Source organism: Rhodosalinus sp. K401 (genome assembly GCF_041365735.1).
Lineage (GTDB): Bacteria > Pseudomonadota > Alphaproteobacteria > Rhodobacterales > Rhodobacteraceae > Rhodosalinus.
The window spans coordinates 173,166-191,781 of record NZ_JBGFSI010000002.1 but is presented as its reverse complement, the minus strand read 5'-3'; the positions used below and the strand labels follow the sequence as shown (position 1 = coordinate 191,781).

The window sequence follows — 18,616 nt, the reverse complement described above, 5'->3', positions numbered from 1 at the left end:
CCTAGAACAGGGAGCCCTGCTCGGGCGGCGGGTCGCTCGCCTTGCTCCCGCCGCCGCGCTTCGGGCCCTGCCCGAAGCGCAGCCGGCCATCGGCGAACTCGATCTCCAGCGCGCTCGCGGCCTCGGCCGCCGCCTTGCGCGTGACCACGGCGCCGTCGCCGCGGACCACGGCATAGCCGCGCTCCAGCGTGGCGCGGTAGCCCAGCGTCTCGCGCAGCCGGTCGAGGGCGGCGAGCCGCTCGCGGCGCGCCGCGATGCCTGCCGCGCCCGCCTCGGAAAGCCGGCGGGCAACCCTGTCCAGCGCCTCGCGCCGCCGGGCGAGGTCGTCGCGCACCGGGCGCAGGTCCAGCCGGTCCGCGCGGCGGCCCAGCGCCTCGCGCCGCGCCGCGACAAGGCGCGCAAGCGCGGGGGCGAGGCGCGGGCCAAGCGCCGCGAAGGCGTCCCGGCGGAAGTCGAGGCGCGAGGCCAGCAATGCCGGCCTGAGGCTTCCCGCGGCCTCGGAAAGCGTCACGCGCCGGGCCTGCACCCCGCGCGAGAGCGCCGCGGGCAGCCGGTCCGACAGCGTGTCGAGCCGCTGGCGGGGATATTCCACCAGCGTTTCGGGGCGCGGCAGGCCGCGGCCGAGGTCGCGCAGCCGCTCGCCGCGCCGCGCGAGGCCCGCGGTCAGCGCATGGGTGAGCCGCCCGCCCTGCCCGTCGAGCCACACGACGAGGTCGAGCCGCACCGGCACCGCAAGCTCCGCCGCGGCAGTGGGCGTGGGGGCGCGGCGGTCGGAGACGAAATCGATGAGCGTGGTGTCGGTCTCGTGGCCCACCGCCGAGACGAGCGGGATCCCGGAGGCCGCGGCGGCGCGGGCCACGATCTCTTCGTTGAAGCCCCAGAGATCCTCGATGGAGCCGCCGCCACGGGCCACGATCAGGAGGTCCGGCCGCGGGATCGGCCCGCGCCTGGGCAGCGCGTTGAAGCCCCGGATGGCGTTCGCCACCTCGGGCGCGCAGCGTTCGCCCTGCACCGCCACGGGCCAGATCAGCACGTGGCGCGGGAAGCGGTCGCGCAGGCGATGGAGGATGTCGCGGATCACCGCGCCCGAGGGCGAGGTCACGACCCCGATCACCTCGGGGAGGTAGGGCAGGCGCCTCTTGCGCGCCTCGTCGAAAAGCCCCTCGGCGGCGAGCTGCTTCTTGCGCTGCTCGAGCAGCGCCATGAGCGCGCCCTGCCCGGCGGGCCGGATGTCCTCGATCACGATCTGGTAGCGCGACTGGCCGGGGAACGTCGTCAGCCGCCCGGTGGCCACCACCTCGAGCCCTTCCTCGGGCTGGGTGGCGAGCCGCGCCGCAGCGCCCTTCCAGATCACGCCCGAAAGCACCGCGCGCTCGTCCTTGAGGTCGAGATAGACATGCCCCGAGCGCGGCCGCGAGACGCGCCCCACCTCGCCGCGCACGCGGACATGGGGAAACTCCCCTTCCACGACACGCTTCACGGCGCCGGAAAGCTCCGACACCGTGAATTCGGGGGCGTTGCCGCGCGGCCCCGCTCCGGGCCCGTCATCTTCGATCAGATCGGACATGCCGCCTGCATGCCCGATCCGGCCGGCGAAGGGAAGCTCATGCCGCGCGGTCGTGGTGGCGCCCCTCGCCGATCTCCTCGACGAGCTTGTCGCAGAACGCGTCGAGGTCGCCCGGGTGGCGACTGGTGATGAGCCCCTGGTCGATGACGACCTCGGACTCCTCCCATTCGCCGCCGGCGTTGCGCAGGTCGGTGCGGATCGAATGGTAGGAGGTCACGCGGCGGCCGCGCACGACATCCGCCTCCACCAGAAGCCAGGGCGCGTGGCAGATCGCGCCGATGGGCTTGCCGGCCGCCCAGAACGCCGAGACGAGGGCCACCGCCGCCGGCTCGACCCGCAGAAGGTCGGGGTTGATCTGGCCGCCGGGCAACACCAGCGCGTCGTAGTCCGCGGCGTCGGCCCCGGCGAGGTCGCGGTCCACGCGGACGGGGCGGCCCCAGTTGTCGCCGTCCCAGCCGGTGATCTCGCCGCTTTCGGGCGAGACCACATGCACGGTGGCGCCCGCCGCGGCGAGACGGTCCCGGGGCACCTCCAGTTCGGATTGCTCGAAGCCGTTGGTGGCGAGAATGGCGATGGTCTTGCCGTCGAGTGCGGACATGGCGTCTCTCCTCTCGGTTCGGTGTGAAGTCGAGCATACGATAACACGCCACGCAAACCGGGCCCAAGCTTGCTCCGCGCCCGCCGCGCCCCTAATCAGGCGCGACCCGAGCGGAGGCACGACGCATGAACATCCTGATTCTCGGCGGCGGGGGCCGCGAGCACGCGCTCGCCTGGGCGGCGATGCAGAACCCGAAATGCGACAAGCTGATCGTGGCACCCGGCAACGCCGGCATCGCGGCGATCGCGACCTGCGCGTCGCTCGACATTCTCGACGGCGCGGCGGTGGCGAATTTCTGCGAAAGCGAGGCGATCGACCTCGCGATCGTGGGGCCCGAAGCGCCGCTCGCCGCAGGGATCGCCGACCGGCTGCGCGACGCGGGCGTCGCCGTCTTCGGCCCGTCGGCGGCGGCGGCGCGGCTCGAAGCCTCGAAGGCCTTCACGAAGGAGATCTGCGATGCCTGCGGCGCGCCCACCGCCGCCTGGGCGCGCTTCACCGACGCCCGCGCCGCCAGGGCGCACCTCGAGACCACCGGCGCGCCCGTCGTGGTAAAGGCCGACGGGCTCGCCGCCGGGAAGGGCGTGGTGGTGGCCGAAACGCTCGACGAGGCCCNATTCTCGACGGCGCGGCGGTGGCGAATTTCTGCGAAAGCGAGGCGATCGACCTCGCGATCGTGGGGCCCGAAGCGCCGCTCGCCGCAGGGATCGCCGACCGGCTGCGCGACGCGGGCGTCGCCGTCTTCGGCCCGTCGGCGGCGGCGGCGCGGCTCGAAGCCTCGAAGGCCTTCACGAAGGAGATCTGCGATGCCTGCGGCGCGCCCACCGCCGCCTGGGCGCGCTTCACCGACGCCCGCGCCGCCAGGGCGCACCTCGAGACCACCGGCGCGCCCGTCGTGGTAAAGGCCGACGGGCTCGCCGCCGGGAAGGGCGTGGTGGTGGCCGAAACGCTCGACGAGGCCCGCGCGGCGGTGGACGAGATGTTCGCGGGCGCTTTCGGGCAGGCGGGCGCCGAAGTGGTGATCGAGGAGTTCATGACCGGCGAGGAGGCCTCCTTCTTCGTGCTGGTGGACGGCGAGGAGGTGCTGCCCGTCGGCACCGCGCAGGACCACAAGCGCATCGGCGAGGCCGACACCGGCCCCAACACCGGCGGCATGGGCGCCTATTCGCCCGCCCCGGTGATGACGCCGGAGGTGGAGGCCCGCGCCCTCGAGGAGATCGTGAAGCCGGTGGTGGCCGAGATGGCGCGGCGCGGCACCCCCTATTCCGGGGTCCTTTACGCCGGGCTCATGATCGCGGAGGGCCGGCCGCGCCTGGTGGAATTCAACGTCCGCTTCGGCGATCCGGAGGCGCAGGTGCTGATGCTGCGCCTCGGCGCGCAGGCGTTGGATCTCATGCAGGCGACCGCGGAGGGCCGGCTGGGCGCGGCCCGCGTCAACTGGGCGGGCGATCACGCCATGACCGTGGTGATGGCCGCGAAGGGCTATCCCGGCGACTACGCGAAGGGCGAGCCCATCGGCGGGCTGGACGCGCTGCCCGAGGACAGTTTCCACCAGTGCTTTCACGCCGGCACAGCGCGCGCTGACGGGCGCATCGTCTCGGCCGGCGGGCGGGTCCTGACCCTGACCGCGCGCGGCGCGACACTCGCCGAGGCGGCCGAGCGTGCCTACGCCATGGTGCGAGCCGTGGACTGGCCGGGCGGTGTCTGGCGATCCGACATCGGCTGGCGTGCGCTCGGCGGCGGCCGCGCGGGCTGAGAGGGCGCGGGGGGCTCCGCCCCCGCCGCGCCTGCCGGCGCGCCTCCCCCGGAGTATTTCTGCCAAGAAGAAGCAGGGAACCGTCCGCGCACGGGAGCGGGGGGAGGTTGCGCGGCTAGCCGGTCTCGCAGGCGAGGGCCGCGGCGAAGCTCGTGCCATCGGCGAGCGGGCCGATGTCGCGGGCGGCGAGACGCCCATCCGCGAGCGTCACGGCGCGAAGGCGGCGCCAGCCGGCGTCTGCCAGCACGATCTCGGGGCCCTGCCCGCAGTCGCGGATGCCGCCCGAGATCACCTCGTCGCCGATACGGTGGTTCGTGAGCCCTTCGAGCGCGGCGATCTCGGTCAGGCCGCCGGCGGCCCAGCTCCACACGCGCAGGGTGCGGACGAGGTGCGGCCGGTCCACATAGGCGATGTCGGTCACGCCGTCGCCGTTCAGATCCGCGATGCCCGCCGGTGCGAGCCAGCGAAAGCGCGTGCCGATATGCGGCGTTGCGTGCGCCTTCACGAGCGCCCCCTGCCGCAGCGAATAGACGGCAAGCTGTGCGCCCAGTTGCGGGTCGGTCTCGACGACGATCACGTCGGCCGCGCCGTCGCCATCGGCATCGGCGACGCGGGGGGCGGTGTCCTCGAACACATGGTCGGGTTCGGGCCCGTCGCGTAGGTCGATCCGCAGCGTACGCCCGTCGGTCGTGGTCACGGCGAGCACGGCCTTCTCGCGGATCGATCCCATGATGCGATGGGGATAGGTATCGAGCGGCACCTCGTACCGGGCGGACGCGATATCGCCGGCAGGGCCGCCGTCGGCCGCGGCGCAGCCGGCCGCGGCGAGACAGGCGAGCGCCGCGGCGAGCCGCATCAGATCTGCTTTTCGGGCATCTGCACCACGAGGCCGTCGAGCGCGTCGGAGACCTTGAGCTGGCAGGTCAGCCGCGACCGCTCGGGATCGGGCTCGTAGGCGAAATCGAGCATGTCGGCTTCCATGTCCTCCCTGGGCGGCAGCTTGCCGACCCAGTCGGGGTGGACGTAGACATGGCAGGTGGAGCAGGCGCAGGCGCCGCCGCAATCGGCCTCGATGCCGGGGATGTTGTTGTCGCGCGCGCCTTCCATCACGGTCAGGCCGTTCGGGACCTCGACGACGTGCTCGGTGCCGTTGTGCTCGATATAGGTGATCTTCGCCATGCCGCGTCGTTCCCTTGCTCATTCCTCCGGGGGTTCCTAGCCAAGCGATCTAGGACACGCCAGAGCGATTTGCGACCCCGTTGCCGGGGCATCGCGGCCAGGACACCGGGCAGGCTTGCGCAGGCGCGCAAATGTTCTATTTTCGTTCTCATGTTGACGCTGCGCCCTGCCCTGCGCGGGCCCGCCTTTTCCGGGCCCTGGCCGCGCCCCCCCGCGGCGCTGCCGGCCGCGCGGCTTGGCGAGCCGCCCGCGGGCGCGCGGGTGACGGTGGCGGGGCTCGTGATCCTGCGCCAGCGGCCCGGCACCGCAAAGGGGGTGATCTTCGTCACGCTGGAGGACGAGACCGGGGTGGTGAACGTCGTGGTCTGGCGCGCGCTCTACGAGCGTTTCCGCCGCGCGGTGATCGCGGCGCGGCTTCTGAGGGTGACCGGGCGGCTTCAGCGCGAGCATGGCGTCACCCATGTCGTCGCCGAACGGATCGAGGACATCTCGGACATGCTCGACGCGCTTCTCGCGCCGGAGCCCTGCCGCGCGGCCGACCAGCCCGGCACCACCCATGCCGATCCGCGCACACCGCCGGCGCGGCGCGGCCCGCGCGGCGGGCCCGGCTAGAGGTAGAGCTGCGTGGCGATCGCGAAGAGGATGAGCACCCCGGCCACGTCGTTCAGGGTGAGGATGAAGATCCCCATCGCCACGGCCGGATCCACCTTCGCCCGCGCAAGCGCCACCGGCACGACCGTGCCCACCGTTCCCGCCACGAGGATCACCAGGACCTGCGACATGGCGACCGTGGCCACCAGCGCGGGCGCGCGCTCGATCGGGACCGCGAAGGACACCGCGAAAAGCAGCAGCCCGACGGCAAGCCCCATCGCCACGCCGTTCATCGCCGCGCCCGCCACCTCGCGGCCGAGGCGCGCGGCGAAGCCGCCGGTGAGCTTGCCGTGCTCCGACAGCGCCTGGATCGTCACCGTCGAGGCCTGCATGCTGGCGTTGCCGGCCGTGGCGCTGACCACAGGGATGAAGCTCGCCAGGATGGCGGCCTGGGTCAGCGTCTCCTCGTAGGCGCCCACCACGAGCGCGGTGACGAGCGCCCCGGCGAGACCGGTGAGCAGCCACGGAAGGCGCCGCCGCACGATCTGTCCCGGGCTGTCGAACCCCGTCGATTCGGGCGAGACGCTGCCCATCAGCATGATGTCCTCGCGCGCTTCGCGCCGGGCGATCTCGGTCAGTTCGCGCGGCGCTATGACGCCGAGCAGCCTGTGCGCCTCGTCCACCACGGCGATCACCGTCTCGCCCTGCGCCTTGGCGAGGTCGAGCACATCCTCCTGGTCGGTGTCCCGCGCGACCGCGGGCGGATCGCGCCGCATCACCTCCGACACCGGCGTGCGGCCGTGGTTGAGGATCAGGTCCCGAAGCTTCATGTAACCGACGAGCCGGCCTTCCGCGTCCACGACATGCAGGCTGTCGATCCGTTCGATCCGGTCCGAGCGGCGGCGGATATCCTCGATCACATCGTGGACCGTCTCGGTGTCGCGCGCCACCACCGCGCCGTGCTTCATCGCCGCTTCGGCGCTGTCGTTGTCCACGAGGATCTCGCGCAGCCGCTCTGCCTGCGGGTGGCTGTCGGCGAGTTCGAGCGCGAGGCGCGTGGGCAGCGTCACGAGAAGGCGCTTGGCCCGGTCGAGCGTGAGCCGGCCGAGCAGCTTGGCGAACTTCGCCCGCGTGGCCTCCGCGAAAAGCGCATGGTTGAAGCGCGGATCGACCTCTGACAGGACCCGCAGGCTGAGATCGTCGGACAGCCAACGCAGCATCTTCTGCGCGTTCTTCGTGCGGAGCGCGAGAAAACAGTCGAGGATGTCGGAGGGCGCCCAGGTCTCGAGCGCGGCGACCACGCGCTCGCGCTCGCCGGCCGAGATCAGCTCATCGAGCCTGCGCGCGGTGGCCGCGTTGGCGGCCGCGACCTCGGCGCTGTCGCCGCGCCGCCATTCCAGAGACGTCCCATTCTCGGCCATCGCGCGCCCGCGCTCCACCTGCACCCCTGCCTGCCAGAAGGGGCAAAGGCGCGCCGCATGACAAGCCCCGCGACCGCCCCCGAACGAAAAAGGGCGCCCCGTCGGAGCGCCCTTTCATGGTCGATCCGGCGACGGCGTCAACCTTGACCGATGCCGAGCGCCACGAACCGCGGATCGCTCCCCCGGCGGACGAGAAGGAGCAGGGATTTGCGGCCCGCGTCACGGGCGTCCTCGATCCGCGCCTCGAGTTCCTCAGCCGAGGTCAGACGCTCCTGCCCCGCCTCGGTGATCAGGTCACCCGCGCGCAGGCCCTTGTCGTAGGCTTCGGACTCGACGTCCACGTCCGTCACGACGAGGCCCTCGGCATCGGACGAAAGCTCCAGCTGGGCGCGCAGCTCCTCGGTCAGCGGCGACACCGTCATGCCGAGCATCTGCGATTCGGCTGGCTCTTCCTCGGGACCGGGCTGGGCCGCGGGCACCGACCCCTCCGCCGTCTCGCGGCGGCCGAGCGTCACCCTGAGCGTCTGGCTCTTGCCGTCGCGCAGCACGGTGACCCGCACCGACTTGCCGACGGCGGTATTGGCGACCACGCGCACGAGCTGCCGCGTGTCCATCACCTCTATGCCGTCGAAGCCGAGGATCACGTCGCCCGATTCCATCCCGGCCTCGCGCGCGGGTCCCTCGGGCACGTCGGTGACGAGCGCGCCACGCGCCTCTTCGAGCCCGTCGATGCTCTCGGCAATGTCGGGAGTGACGTCCTGGATGCGCACGCCGAGCCAGCCGCGCCGCGTTTCGCCGAACTCCTTCAGCTGATCGACGACGCCGATCACGACATTCGACGCCATGGCGAAACCGATGCCGATGGAGCCGCCGTCGGGGCTGAGGATGGCGGTGTTCACCCCGATCACCTCGCCGTCCATGTTGAACAGCGGCCCGCCCGAATTGCCGCGGTTGATGGCGGCGTCGGTCTGGATGTAGTCGTCATAGGTGCCCGAAAGCGCCCGGTTGCGCGCCGACACGATGCCGGCGGACACCGAGAAGCCCTGTCCGAGCGGGTTGCCCATCGCCATCACCCACTCGCCGACGCGCGCCGCATCGCTGTCGCCGAAAGGCACGTGCCGCAGCGGCTCGTCCGGAGCGACCTTGAGAAGCGCGATATCGGTATTGGGGTCGGTGCCGACCACCTCGGCCTGAAGCTCGAAACCTTCGAAGAATTCGACGAGGATCTCGTCCGCGCCCTCGATCACGTGGTTGTTGGTGACCACGAAGCCGTCCTCGGAGATGACGAACCCCGAGCCGAGGGAGGAGCTGCGCCGCGGGGCCGGCTCGCCGGGTCCCTGGAATTCGCGGAAGAAATCCTCGAAGGGCGAACCTTCGGGGAACATGCGGGGCGCGTCGGTTCCGGCGACGGTCGTCGTCGTGGTGATGTTGACCACGGCCGGGCTGACCTGGTCGGCGAGGTCGGCGAAACTTTCGGGCGTGCCGCGCGCCTGGGCGGACACGGCCTGCGCGAGCGCGAAGGCCAGCGCCAGCATGAAAAGCCAGAAACCGCGCAGGATGCCGGGCGCGGCCGGCATCGTCGTCTGGATTGCCTTTGATTGCACCGGAGCACTNCGGCGAAACTTTCGGGCGTGCCGCGCGCCTGGGCGGACACGGCCTGCGCGAGCGCGAAGGCCAGCGCCAGCATGAAAAGCCAGAAACCGCGCAGGATGCCGGGCGCGGCCGGCATCGTCGTCTGGATTGCCTTTGATTGCACCGGAGCACTCCTTTTCTGGTGTTCGGTATCCTGTGAGCCGCAAGCGGCCCGACGCGGGACGCGACGGACCGGCAGGCGTCTTGCTGGGGCTAATGTATGGCAGCGAAGCGCGCGCGCAAACCTTCAAGCCCGCCCTCGCCGTGATGTGAACTCTGCCGGCTGGCCGATGCGCGGCCGTCACAGCCCAAGCGCGCTGGCCACCCACAGAAAGACCGCGCCGATCGAAATGGCAACGAGACCCAGCAGCCGCCGGGTCTCGGGAGGCAGCGCACGCAGCGCCGCGAGCAGATCCTCGACGATGCGGGGGGCCAGCGCGTAGACCAGCCCCTCCAGCACGAGGGCGAATCCGAGGCCGAAAAGAAGATATTCCATGTCTTCCCCCGGCGGGCCGGCCGACGGATCAGCCGCCGGTGCCCTCCTCCTCGGCCGCCTGCGCATCCTCTTCGAGACGCTCGCGCACCTCCGGCGGCAGTTCTTCCGACGGGGCCCGCTCCGGCGCAAGCTCGCGCAGGTCGTCGGGCGACGTCAGTTGTCCACCCGTCCGCTGCAACCCGTCGGCGCGGATCGCATCGAACATCGGCTGGATGAACTGGCTGTCCGGCGATACGACCAGCGTCGAGCTTTCGGTCTGGAGCGAACGCTCCAGTGCCGAAAGCGACCGGTAGAAGCTGAAGAACTCCGGGCTGTCGCCGAACGCTTCGGCGTAGATGCGGTTACGCTCGGCGTCCGCCTCGCCTCGGATGATCTCCGCTTCGCGTCCGGCATCCGACAACGTCTCGACCACGGTCCGGTCGGCGATGGCGCGCACGCGCTGGGCGGCCTCATTACCGCGGGCGATCTCGTCGGCGGCTTCCCGCTCACGCTCGGCACGCATCCGGGCATAGGTCGCTTCGAGGTTCTGCTGCGGCAGGTTCGTCTGCTTCAGCCGGACGTCGATCACGTCGAGACCAAGGCTGAGGGCGGAGGCGCGCGCGTTGTCGCGGATCCGACGCGCGAGTTCGGCGCGCTCGACCGAAAGAATCCGGTCCGACGTCACCTGATCGGCACCGAGCACCTCCCGGATCTGGGCGTTCAGGATCGACGACAGGCGATCCTCGGCGACGCGCAGCCCGCCCACGCCGACGGCCTGGCGGAACTGGACCACGTCGTTGATCCGGTACCGCGCGAACGCGTCCACGACGAGGCGGCGGTCGTCCGCCGGCGTGACCTCGATGGTGTCGGTATCCAGCGACAGGATCCGGTCGTCGTAGCGCACGACCTCCTGGATCAGCGGCACCTTGAAGCCGAGCCCCGGCTCCTCGCGCACCTGCTTGATCTGGCCGAACTGGAGAACCAGCGCCTTCTGGCGCTCGTCCACGATGAAGAGCGTGGACCAGATTCCCACCAGCACCACGGCGAGGATCGGAAGGATGAAGGCAGATTTCCGCATCAGTTGGTCCTCCCGGTGTTCGCCGGCACGTTCCGGCGCAGTTCGTCGAGCGGCAGGTAGGGCAGCACACCCTCGCCCTGCGCGCTGTCGATCAGGTACTTGTCCACGGCGCCGAGCGTCCGCTCGATCGTTTCGAGGTAGAGACGCCGCTGGGTAACCTCCGGCGCGGCCTCGAATTCCTGTGCCACGGCGAGGAAGCGGCTGGCTTCACCGATGGCTTCGTTCACGACCCGGGCGCGGTAGCCCTCGGCCTGTTCGAGCGACTGCGCCGCCTCGCCGCGCGCCTCGGCGATGACACGGTTGGCATAGGCGTCGGCCTGACGCTGAAGCCTGTCACGCTCCTGCTCGGCGGCCTGGACCTCGCGGAACGCGTCGATCACCTCGGCCGGCGGGTCCGCCTGGTCGAGGTTGAGGCGGACGATGTTGATCCCCGCGTCGTAGTCGTCGAGCGCGCTCTGGATCCGCTGCACGGCCTGGTCGGCGATCACGCCACGGTCACGGTTCAGAATCGGCGCCAGGTTCGAGGCCGCGATGATCTCGCGCATCGCCGCCTCGGAGACCGCCTGTACCGTGAGTTGCGGATCGCGGATGTTGAACAGCAGCTTTGCGGGGTCGTTGATGTTCCAAACCACCTGGAACTCGATATCGACGATGTTCGCGTCGGTGGTCAGCATCAGGCCCTCGTCGCGGGCCCGCGTGCTCGCCCCGATGGTCTCGGTCCGCTCCGAGGTCACGTTGACGACCTCCGCAGTGACCAGCGGCCAGGGCGCGAAGTTCAGGCCCGGATTGCCGATCTTGTGGAACTGCCCGAGGAAGAGCTCGACGGACTGTTCTTCCGGTTTGACGGTATAGAGGCTGGAAAACGTCCAGAGACCCACGGCCGCCAGCGCGCCCACGATGATCGTGGAGCGGTTGAAGGCCGGGCCGCCCCCGCCACCGCTTCCGTCGCCCTTGCCGCCGCCACCGCGGCCACCCATCAGCACGCGGAGCTGCTCCTGCCCCTTGCGGACCAGATCGTCGATCTCGGGGATCGGCGGTCTGTCGTCGGGTCCTCCGGGGCGGCGTCCGCCGCCCTGGTTCCTGTCGCGTTCGCCGCGATCACCGCGATCGCCGCCTCCTTGACCGCCGCCCCCCCAGGGGCCGCCGCTATGTCCTGCCATACGTTTCTTCCTCGCTTGCGCGTCCGTGACGTCTTGGGTGTAAACTGTGCATGTCGGGCGGGATTTCAAGCCGGAGCGTCAGACCTTCCGGACCGGGTCCCGCATGGTCACCAGCTCTTCCGAAACGGTGGGGTGCACCGCAACGGTCTGGTCGAACTGCTCCTTCGTGGCGCCGAGCTTCACCGCGACCGCCGCCAGCTGGATCATCTCGCCCGCGCCCGGCGCGACGATATGGCACCCCAGCACCCGCCGGGTGTCGGCGCACACGACGAGTTTCATGAGCACACGGTCGGGCCGGCCCGCGAAAGCCGTGCGCATGGGGCGGAACGACGTGCAGTAGACCTCGATCGGCCCCTGCTCCGCGGCCGCCTCCTCGGACAGCCCCACCGTGCCCATTTCCGGCTGGGTGAAGATCGCCGTGGCCACGCGATCGTGATCGACCGGCGTCGGGTTGCCCCTGAACACCGTCTCGACGAAGGCCATGCCCTCGCGGATCGCCACCGGCGTCAGGTTCAGCCGGTCGGTCACGTCGCCGATCGCGTAGATCGACGGCACCGAGCTTTGCGAGTAGGCGTCCACCAGCACCTCGCCCCGGCGGCCGAGATCCACCCCGAGCCCGGACAACCCCAGATCGTCGGTGTTGGGCACGCGTCCGGTGGCGAACATCACCTTCTCGAACACGCGCTCGGTGCCGTTGGTGGCCTTCACGCGCACGCCGCCGTCGGCCTCCTCCATCCCGATGATGTTGGTACCGATGTGCAGATCGACCCCGTTCTGGCGCATCTCTTCGGAAATGAGGCCGCGGGCCTCGTCGTCGAAACCGCGCAGGATCTGCGCGCCGCGGTAGTACTGGGTCACCTCGACGCCCATGCCGTTTAGGATGCAGGCGAACTCGCAGGCGATGTAGCCGCCGCCGACGATCAGGATCGAGCGCGGCAGCCGGTCGAGGTGGAAGATGTCGTCCGAGGTGATGCCCAGCGCGGCGTTCTCCATCTCCGGCCGCAGCGGACGCCCGCCCGTGGCCAGCAGGATGTGCCGCGCGGTCTTGCGGGTGCCGTCGGCCAGCTCCACCGTGTGCGGGTCGGCCAGCCGCGCGCGCTGATCGAAGGTCTCCACCCCCGAGCCGGCGAGAAGCTTGCGGTAGACGCCTTCGAGCCGGTCGAGTTCCGCCTCGAGCTTTCCGCGGAACTGGCCCCAGTCGAGACCGTTCTCGCGGATGTCCCAGCCATAGGCGCGCCCGTCCTCGACCATCGGCGCGAATTCGGAAGCGAAGACCATCAGCTTCTTGGGCACGCAGCCGCGGATCACGCAGGTGCCGCCGTAGCGGCTTTCCTCGGCGAGAGCCACCTTCGCGCCGGCTCCGCCCGCGGCCACGCGGGCCGCGCGCACCCCGCCCGATCCGCCGCCGATCACGAAAAGGTCGTAGTCGAAATCCATCGTTCCCCCAGAAAGGTCGTCAGGCTCAGTCGTTGATGTCGCGGAAGAGGTTGTCGGGCTCGCCCGGATCGAAGCTCTCTCTCTCCACGGTGCCGGAACCGAGGTCGCGCACCTCCACGCGCCCGTCGCCGAACCCGATCACGACGGTGTCGCAGATGTCGATGAAGAGGCCGTTCTCGACCACGCCCGGGATCTGGTTCAGCACCATGGCAAGCTGGCGCGGTTCGCCGATGCGCTTGAGGTGCAGATCGAGGATGTGATTACCCTCGTCGGTGACGAAGGCCGCCTCGCCGTCCATCCGAAGCGACACGTCGCGGCCGAGCACGTCCATCGAGATCAGGGTCTCCTCGACGAGCGCCCGGGTCGTCTGCCAGGCGAAGGGGATCACCTCCACCGGCAGCGGGAAGGCGCCCAGCGTCTCCACCTCCTTGCCGATATCCGCGATCACCACCATTCGGTCCGAGGCGGTGGCCACGACCTTTTCGTGCAGGAGCGCGCCGCCGCCGCCCTTGATGAGGTTGAGGTCGCCGTCGAACTCGTCCGCGCCGTCGATGGTGATGTCGAGCCAGCGCGCCTCGTCGAGGCCGATCACCGGGATGCCCGCCTGCCGGGCAAGCTCGGCGGTGCGCGTCGAGGTGGGAACGCCGCGGATGCGCAGCCCGTCCTCGCGCATCGCGTCGCCCAGGCAGCGCACCAGCCACGCCGCGGTCGAGCCGGTGCCGAGCCCCACGCGCATCCCGTCCTCCACCAGTTCCGCGGCGCGTCTCGCGGCGGCGAACTTGGCCTTGTCGATGGGCGACAGCTCTCCGGTCATGGGCGGCTCCGTGCAGATGCGCAGCCCTTATAGGGGGATCGGCCGCGGGGTGCGAGCGGGTTTTCGCCGCCGCGCCGCCGCGCGGTGGCCTTCCGCCGGGCGAGGGCGCGCGGATTCCGGCCCGAAAGGTCGTTTTCGGGCAGGCGTGCCGCGCGCGATGCTCTAGGGGTGCCGCCATGGCCGCGCCCTATCGCCTGCATTACGCTCCCGACAACGCCTCGCTGGTCGTCCGGCTGGCGCTGGAGGAGCTTGGCCAGCCCTACGAGACGGCGCTCGTGGACCGCGCGCGCGGCGCGCAGAAAAGCCCCGCCTACCGCGCGCTCAACCCCTCGGGCCTCATCCCGGTGCTGGAAACGCCCCAAGGCGCGATTTTCGAGACGGCCGCGATCCTGCTGTGGCTCGCGGACCGGCACGGCGCCCTCGCCCCCGCGCCGGACGCGCCGGAGCGCGGGGATTTCCTGAAATGGCTCTTCTTCGCGTCCAACACGCTTCACGCGGGGCTCAGGATGCTGTTCCACCCGGCGCCCTTCGTGGGCGAGGACGCGGCCGCGGGACAGGCGCTTCGCGACAATATGGGCGCAGCGCTCGCGGCGCACTGGGGCCACCTCGAGGCCGCCGCCGCGACGCGGCCGCCCTGGCTCGGGGCCGCGTCGCCCTCGGCGCTCGACTTCTATCTGGCGCCGCTGCTACGCTGGTCGGCGCTTTACCCCGTGGGCGGCACGGGGTGGTTCCGGCTGGCGGACTACCCGTATCTGCGGGCGATGGCCTCCGGGATCGAGGCCCGCCCGGCCGCTGCCGCCGCCATCGCCGCGGAAGGGCTCGGGCCCCTGCCCTTCACCGCGCCCCGCCTCGCAACGCCACCGGAAGGATCGGCCACCTGATGTTTCTTTCCGTCTTCGAGATGTTCAAGGTGGGCATTGGGCCCTCGTCCTCCCACACGATGGGGCCGATGGTCGCCGCAGCCCGTTTCCTGGACCTGATCCGCGGGGCGCCCTTCGCCGTCGCGGGGGTGAAGGGGAGCCTGCACGGCTCGCTCGCCCACACCGGCGTGGGCCATGCGACCGACCGCGCGACGATCCTCGGCCTCGCGGGCTTCGATCCCGAAAGCTACGACCGCGAGACCGCCGACGCGGCGCTCGAGCGCATCCGCGAAACCAACACGCTCGCGCCCGAGGGCCTGCCGCCGCTCGCCTTCGACCCGCGGGAGGATCTGCGCTTCGACTTCGGACCGCCGCTTCCGGGCCACGCCAACGGGATGATCCTGATGGCCACCGACGCGCAGGGCGACGTGATCCTGCAGGAGACCTACTACTCGGTGGGCGGCGGCTTCGTGCTCACCGAGGCCGAGCTGGCGCAAGGCAAGGACAGCGACGAGGGCGCGCCCGTGCCCTACCCGTTCAAGTCCGCCGCCGAGATGCTGCGGATGGCCGAAACCTCGGGCAAGTCGATCGCGCAGATGAAGCGCGAGAACGAGCTTACCCGGCGCGGGCCGGAGGATCTGCGCGCCGGGACGCGGCGGCTCTGGCAGGTGATGTCCGACTGCATCGACCGCGGCCTTGCCGCGGACGGCACGCTTCCGGGCGGGCTGGGGGTCCGGCGGCGCGCCCAGGGGATCCACGAAAAGCTGCTGGACGAGCGGGGCATGAACCTGACCCCGCCCCACACCATCAACGACTGGATGAGCGTCTACGCCATGGCGGTGAACGAGGAGAACGCCGCCGGCGGCCAGGTCGTGACCGCGCCCACCAACGGCGCGGCGGGCGTGGTGCCCGCGGTGATCCGCTACTGGCTCGACCATGTGCCGGGCGCCTCGGAGCGCCGGGTGGAGGACTTCCTGCTGACCGCCGCCGCGATCGGCGGGCTGGTGAAATACAACGCCTCGATCAGCGGGGCCGAGGCGGGCTGCCAGGCCGAGGTCGGCTCTGCCGCCGCCATGGCCGGGGCCGGTCTTTGCGCGGTGATGGGCGGCACCCCCGCGCAGGTGGAGAACGCCGCCGAGATCGCGCTCGAGCATCACCTCGGCATGACCTGCGACCCGGTGAAGGGCCTTGTGCAGGTGCCCTGCATCGAGCGCAACGGTCTCGGCGCGATCAAGGCGGTCTCGGCGGCGTCCCTCGCGCTTCGGGGCGACGGCACGCATCTCGTGCCGCTCGACGCCTGCATCGAGACCATGCGGCAGACCGGCGCCGACATGAGCGAGAAGTACAAGGAAACCTCGCTCGGCGGGCTCGCCGTCAACGTTCCCAACTGCTGACGGCCGGATGACCGGTCCCGCCATCCCCGCCATCCGCCCCGACCGCACGCTGGCGGGGATCCTCTGCATGGTGGGCTTCACCGTCGTCGCGCCGATGATGGACGCCTTCGCCAAGGCGACGCCGTCGCATGTGCCGATCCTGCAGATCCTGGCCGCGCGCTTCGGCCTCCAGGTGCTGGTGCTGGTGCCCGTCGCCATTGTCTTCGGGCTCACGGCGCGGGCGGATCCGCGCGACTGGGGCCTTCACCTGCTGCGCGCGCTCCTCCTGCTGGTGGCCACGGGCATGTTCTTCGAGGCGCTGCGCCACATGCCCATCGCCAACGCGATCGCCATCTTCTTCGTGGAACCCTTCATCCTCACGCTGCTCGGCGGGCTTCTTCTGGGCGAGGAGGTGGGGCGGCGGCGCATCGCGGCCTGCGCGGTGGGGTTCGCGGGCGCGCTTCTCGTGATCCAGCCCAGCTTCGCCGATCTCGGGCCCGTGGCGCTTCTGCCCCTCGGGACGGCCTTCTGCTTCGCCTTCTACATGGTGATGACGCGGTCGATGGCGCGGCGCACCCACCCGATCGACCTGCAGGCCAGGACCGCCGTCGCGGCGAGCGCGGTGGTCCTGCCGGTTCTCCTGCTTTTCGAAGGCTCCGGCGTCGCCGCGCTCGACCCGGTGCGGCTCGACGGCCTCGCCGTCTGGACGTTGCTCGGCGTGGGCGTCGCGGCCACCGTCTCGCATCTCTTCATCAGCTTCGCGCTGCGCCTCGCCCCGGCGGCGACGATCGCGCCGCTCCAGTATCTCGAGATCGTGGCCGCCACGGCCCTCGGCTACTGGATCTTCGGCGATTTCCCCGGGCTGCTCACCTGGGCCGGCATCGCGGTGATCGTGGGCTCGGGGCTCTACGTCTTCGCCCGCGAGCGCGCGCTCAGCCTGCGCCGCCGCCCCCTGCCCCCGGTCTGAGCCGCTTGCCCGCGCCCGGCGCGCGGCCTAGCCTCGCCGGATGCAGCCCGATCGCCCGCTTCTCGGCATCCTGCTGATGCTCGGTTTCTGCGCCCTCGCGCCGCTCGGGGACGCGGTGGCGAAGATCCTCGGCGGCGTCGTGCCGCTCGGGATGCTGCTGCTGGCGCGCTTCGGGATCCAGGCGGCGATCCTCCTGCCCATCGTGGCCGTCGGGCGGCGGCCCTGGCGGATGCGGGGCCGGGTGCTGGCGCTCGCCTGGGCGCGCACCCTTCTGCACATCGCGGGCATCGCCATGATGTTCTCGGCGTTGCGCCACCTGCCGCTCGCCGACGCCATCGCCATCGCCTACGTCATGCCCTTCATCCTGCTCCTTCTCGGCTGGGCCGTGATGGGAGAGGAGGTCGGCTGGCGCCGCCTCGCCGCCTGCGTCGCGGGCTTCGCGGGCACGCTCCTCGTAATCCGCCCCAGCTTCCAGGAGGTGGGCTGGCCCGCGCTCCTGCCGGTGGGCGTCGCGGTGGGCTTCGCGCTCTTCATGCTGGTGACCCGCGCGATCGCGCGGCAGACCGATCCTCTCGGCCTCCAGGCGGTCTCGGGCGTGATGGCGACGGCGCTCCTCCTGCCCGCGCTCGCGCTCGTGGACGGGCGGGGCGTGCCCGCGCTGCGCCTCGTCGCGCCGCCCTCCGAGGCGCTGTCGCTTCTGCTCCTTCTCGGCGTGCTCGGCACCCTCGCCCATCTGTGCATGACCTGGGCGCTGCGCTTCGCGCCCTCGGCCACGCTCGCGCCGATGCAGTACATCGAGATCCCCTTCGCCACGCTCTTCGGCTGGGCGATCTTCCGCGACCTGCCCGATGGCATGGCGGCGGCGGGCATCCTCGTGACGATGGCGGCCGGGCTTTACGTCCTCATGCGGGAGCGGGCCATCGCGCGAGCGGCGCTTGCAGCGCCGCCGCCGCGACGGCAAGGCAGCGCCGGGGCAGGATGACCAGCATGTGCGGCGCCTCGATCCGGATCGAGACCGGGCCCGTGGCGCGATTTGAGGTGCCGATCATGCCCCCCGGCGCGAAGTCGATCCCGTCGATCGGCCAGAAAAGACCGTCCGACTCTCCGCGCACGGGCGCGAGCGGATAGAGCGAGACACGCGTGTCCGCCGCCAGATCGAGGCCGAGCCGCGGCGGGCAGAGGAACGCGACGTCGCGCTGGCCCAGAAGAAGGCAGGGCCGGTCCGCCCGGCGCAGCAGAACCGACTGCGCGGCCAGCAGGTGATCCAGCCGCTCGCCGAGGAAACCCACGCCGATCACCAGCGGCGCGGCGATGCGGCGCAGCGCCTTGTCGAAGTCGGTTGTTTCCTGTTCGGAAACGCAATGCAGCCGCTCGGGGGGAATCGCGGCGCGCGTGGCGGGGTCGAGGCTGTCCAGATCGCCGATCACCGCCTCGGGCACCGCCCCGGCGGCCAGCGCCCGCGCCGCCCCGCCATCCGCGGCCACGAGGCAGGGCGCCAGCGTCAGCGCCGCCGCGATATCCGCAGGGGGCGCAAGCCCCGCGCCCACAAGCGTGACAGCGCCGTCGGAGCGCAGAATTTCAACCTCCGGTAGAGAATTCACGCGACGACCTGCCCCTTGCGCTGAAATGGCCACATTTGGACCACGAAATGATACCCTCCAAGGCACAGATTCGGGCCAAAATAGACTGGTATCCTTTGGTAAACAGTCTG

The 18,616-nt window shown here is 71.1% G+C and carries 17 protein-coding genes and 2 pseudogenes; 7 read left to right on the top strand and 12 right to left on the bottom strand.

Annotated elements, in window-relative coordinates:
* Window position 1 precedes the first annotated feature (1 nt).
* Both xseA and AB6A66_RS03385 read right to left on the bottom strand, forming a co-directional pair.
* A complete protein-coding gene (gene xseA / locus AB6A66_RS03390) occupies window positions 2-1,567 on the bottom strand; it encodes an exodeoxyribonuclease VII large subunit (protein WP_371054781.1) in 1,566 nt (521 codons plus the stop codon).
* Between the two features lie 37 nt (window positions 1,568-1,604).
* A complete protein-coding gene (locus AB6A66_RS03385) occupies window positions 1,605-2,165 on the bottom strand; it encodes a type 1 glutamine amidotransferase domain-containing protein (protein ID WP_371036609.1) in 561 nt (186 codons plus the stop codon).
* A gap of 125 nt (window positions 2,166-2,290) precedes the next feature.
* Here AB6A66_RS03385 and AB6A66_RS03380 point away from each other — a divergent pair.
* Both AB6A66_RS03380 and purD read left to right on the top strand, forming a co-directional pair.
* A pseudogene (locus AB6A66_RS03380) lies at window positions 2,291-2,772 on the top strand (phosphoribosylamine--glycine ligase); the annotation flags it as partial.
* 6 nt (window positions 2,773-2,778) lie between these two features.
* Window positions 2,779-3,918, top strand: a pseudogene (purD, locus tag AB6A66_RS03375) (phosphoribosylamine--glycine ligase); the annotation flags it as partial.
* 115 nt (window positions 3,919-4,033) lie between these two features.
* Here the strand turns inward: purD and AB6A66_RS03370 are convergent.
* Together AB6A66_RS03370 and AB6A66_RS03365 are read right to left on the bottom strand one after the other, a co-directional pair.
* On the bottom strand, window positions 4,034-4,774 hold the full coding sequence (locus AB6A66_RS03370) for an FG-GAP-like repeat-containing protein (RefSeq protein WP_371054780.1): 741 nt from the start codon (window positions 4,772-4,774) through the stop codon (window positions 4,034-4,036).
* Window positions 4,774-5,097: a 2Fe-2S iron-sulfur cluster-binding protein gene (locus AB6A66_RS03365; RefSeq protein ID WP_371036612.1), complete on the bottom strand. Its 324-nt coding sequence runs from the start codon at window positions 5,095-5,097 to the stop codon at window positions 4,774-4,776. Before AB6A66_RS03365 ends, AB6A66_RS03370 begins: the two co-directional genes overlap by 1 nt.
* 150 nt (window positions 5,098-5,247) lie before the next feature.
* Here AB6A66_RS03365 and AB6A66_RS03360 point away from each other — a divergent pair, with 150 nt between their 5' ends.
* Window positions 5,248-5,709, top strand: coding sequence for an OB-fold nucleic acid binding domain-containing protein (locus AB6A66_RS03360; protein WP_371054779.1), 462 nt, complete (start codon window positions 5,248-5,250; stop codon window positions 5,707-5,709).
* Here the strand turns inward: AB6A66_RS03360 and AB6A66_RS03355 are convergent.
* The 7 genes from AB6A66_RS03355 to rpiA all read right to left on the bottom strand — a co-directional run bounded on the left by AB6A66_RS03355 (window position 5,706) and on the right by rpiA (window position 13,705).
* Complete coding sequence (locus tag AB6A66_RS03355; RefSeq protein WP_371036614.1) at window positions 5,706-7,109, bottom strand: magnesium transporter; 1,404 nt, start codon at window positions 7,107-7,109, stop codon at window positions 5,706-5,708. The genes AB6A66_RS03360 and AB6A66_RS03355 overlap by 4 nt on opposite strands.
* Window positions 7,110-7,246: 137 nt before the next feature.
* Entirely contained in the window at window positions 7,247-8,686 is a 1,440-nt protein-coding gene (locus AB6A66_RS03350; RefSeq protein WP_371054940.1) for a Do family serine endopeptidase, read from the bottom strand.
* Between the two features lie 356 nt (window positions 8,687-9,042).
* A complete protein-coding gene (locus AB6A66_RS03345) occupies window positions 9,043-9,237 on the bottom strand; it encodes a DUF2065 domain-containing protein (RefSeq protein ID WP_371054778.1) in 195 nt (64 codons plus the stop codon).
* 28 nt (window positions 9,238-9,265) lie between these two features.
* Window positions 9,266-10,294, bottom strand: a complete 1,029-nt coding sequence (gene hflC, locus AB6A66_RS03340; protein ID WP_371054777.1) for a protease modulator HflC — start codon at window positions 10,292-10,294, stop codon at window positions 9,266-9,268.
* The gene (hflK, locus tag AB6A66_RS03335; RefSeq protein ID WP_371036617.1) at window positions 10,294-11,454 is read right to left on the bottom strand and encodes an FtsH protease activity modulator HflK; all 1,161 of its coding nucleotides are present in this window, start codon (window positions 11,452-11,454) and stop codon (window positions 10,294-10,296) included. Before hflK ends, hflC begins: the two co-directional genes overlap by 1 nt.
* Before the next feature lie 78 nt (window positions 11,455-11,532).
* Complete coding sequence (gene gor / locus AB6A66_RS03330; RefSeq protein WP_371054776.1) at window positions 11,533-12,891, bottom strand: glutathione-disulfide reductase; 1,359 nt, start codon at window positions 12,889-12,891, stop codon at window positions 11,533-11,535.
* Between the two features lie 25 nt (window positions 12,892-12,916).
* A complete protein-coding gene (rpiA, locus tag AB6A66_RS03325) occupies window positions 12,917-13,705 on the bottom strand; it encodes a ribose-5-phosphate isomerase RpiA (RefSeq protein ID WP_371054775.1) in 789 nt (262 codons plus the stop codon).
* Window positions 13,706-13,881: 176 nt separating this feature from the next.
* On the opposite strand from rpiA, the gene AB6A66_RS03320 reads away from it, so the two are divergent.
* Genes AB6A66_RS03320 through AB6A66_RS03305 form a run of 4 tightly spaced genes read left to right on the top strand, consistent with a single transcriptional unit; the run spans window position 13,882 to window position 17,887 of the window.
* Complete coding sequence (locus tag AB6A66_RS03320; RefSeq protein ID WP_371054774.1) at window positions 13,882-14,586, top strand: glutathione S-transferase family protein; 705 nt, start codon at window positions 13,882-13,884, stop codon at window positions 14,584-14,586.
* Window positions 14,586-15,959 carry an L-serine ammonia-lyase gene (locus AB6A66_RS03315; protein WP_371054773.1) on the top strand — a complete coding sequence of 458 codons (1,374 nt, stop codon included), beginning with the start codon at window positions 14,586-14,588 and terminating at the stop codon, window positions 15,957-15,959. The genes AB6A66_RS03320 and AB6A66_RS03315 overlap by 1 nt, the downstream gene beginning before the upstream one ends.
* Window positions 15,960-15,966: 7 nt before the next feature.
* Window positions 15,967-16,905: a DMT family transporter gene (locus AB6A66_RS03310; protein ID WP_371054772.1), complete on the top strand. Its 939-nt coding sequence runs from the start codon at window positions 15,967-15,969 to the stop codon at window positions 16,903-16,905.
* A gap of 40 nt (window positions 16,906-16,945) precedes the next feature.
* Complete coding sequence (locus AB6A66_RS03305) at window positions 16,946-17,887, top strand: DMT family transporter (RefSeq protein ID WP_371054771.1); 942 nt, start codon at window positions 16,946-16,948, stop codon at window positions 17,885-17,887.
* Here the strand turns inward: AB6A66_RS03305 and AB6A66_RS03300 are convergent.
* Window positions 17,808-18,506, bottom strand: coding sequence for a thiamine diphosphokinase (locus AB6A66_RS03300; RefSeq protein ID WP_371054770.1), 699 nt, complete (start codon window positions 18,504-18,506; stop codon window positions 17,808-17,810). The genes AB6A66_RS03305 and AB6A66_RS03300 overlap by 80 nt on opposite strands.
* Between the last annotated feature and the right edge of the window lie 110 nt (window positions 18,507-18,616).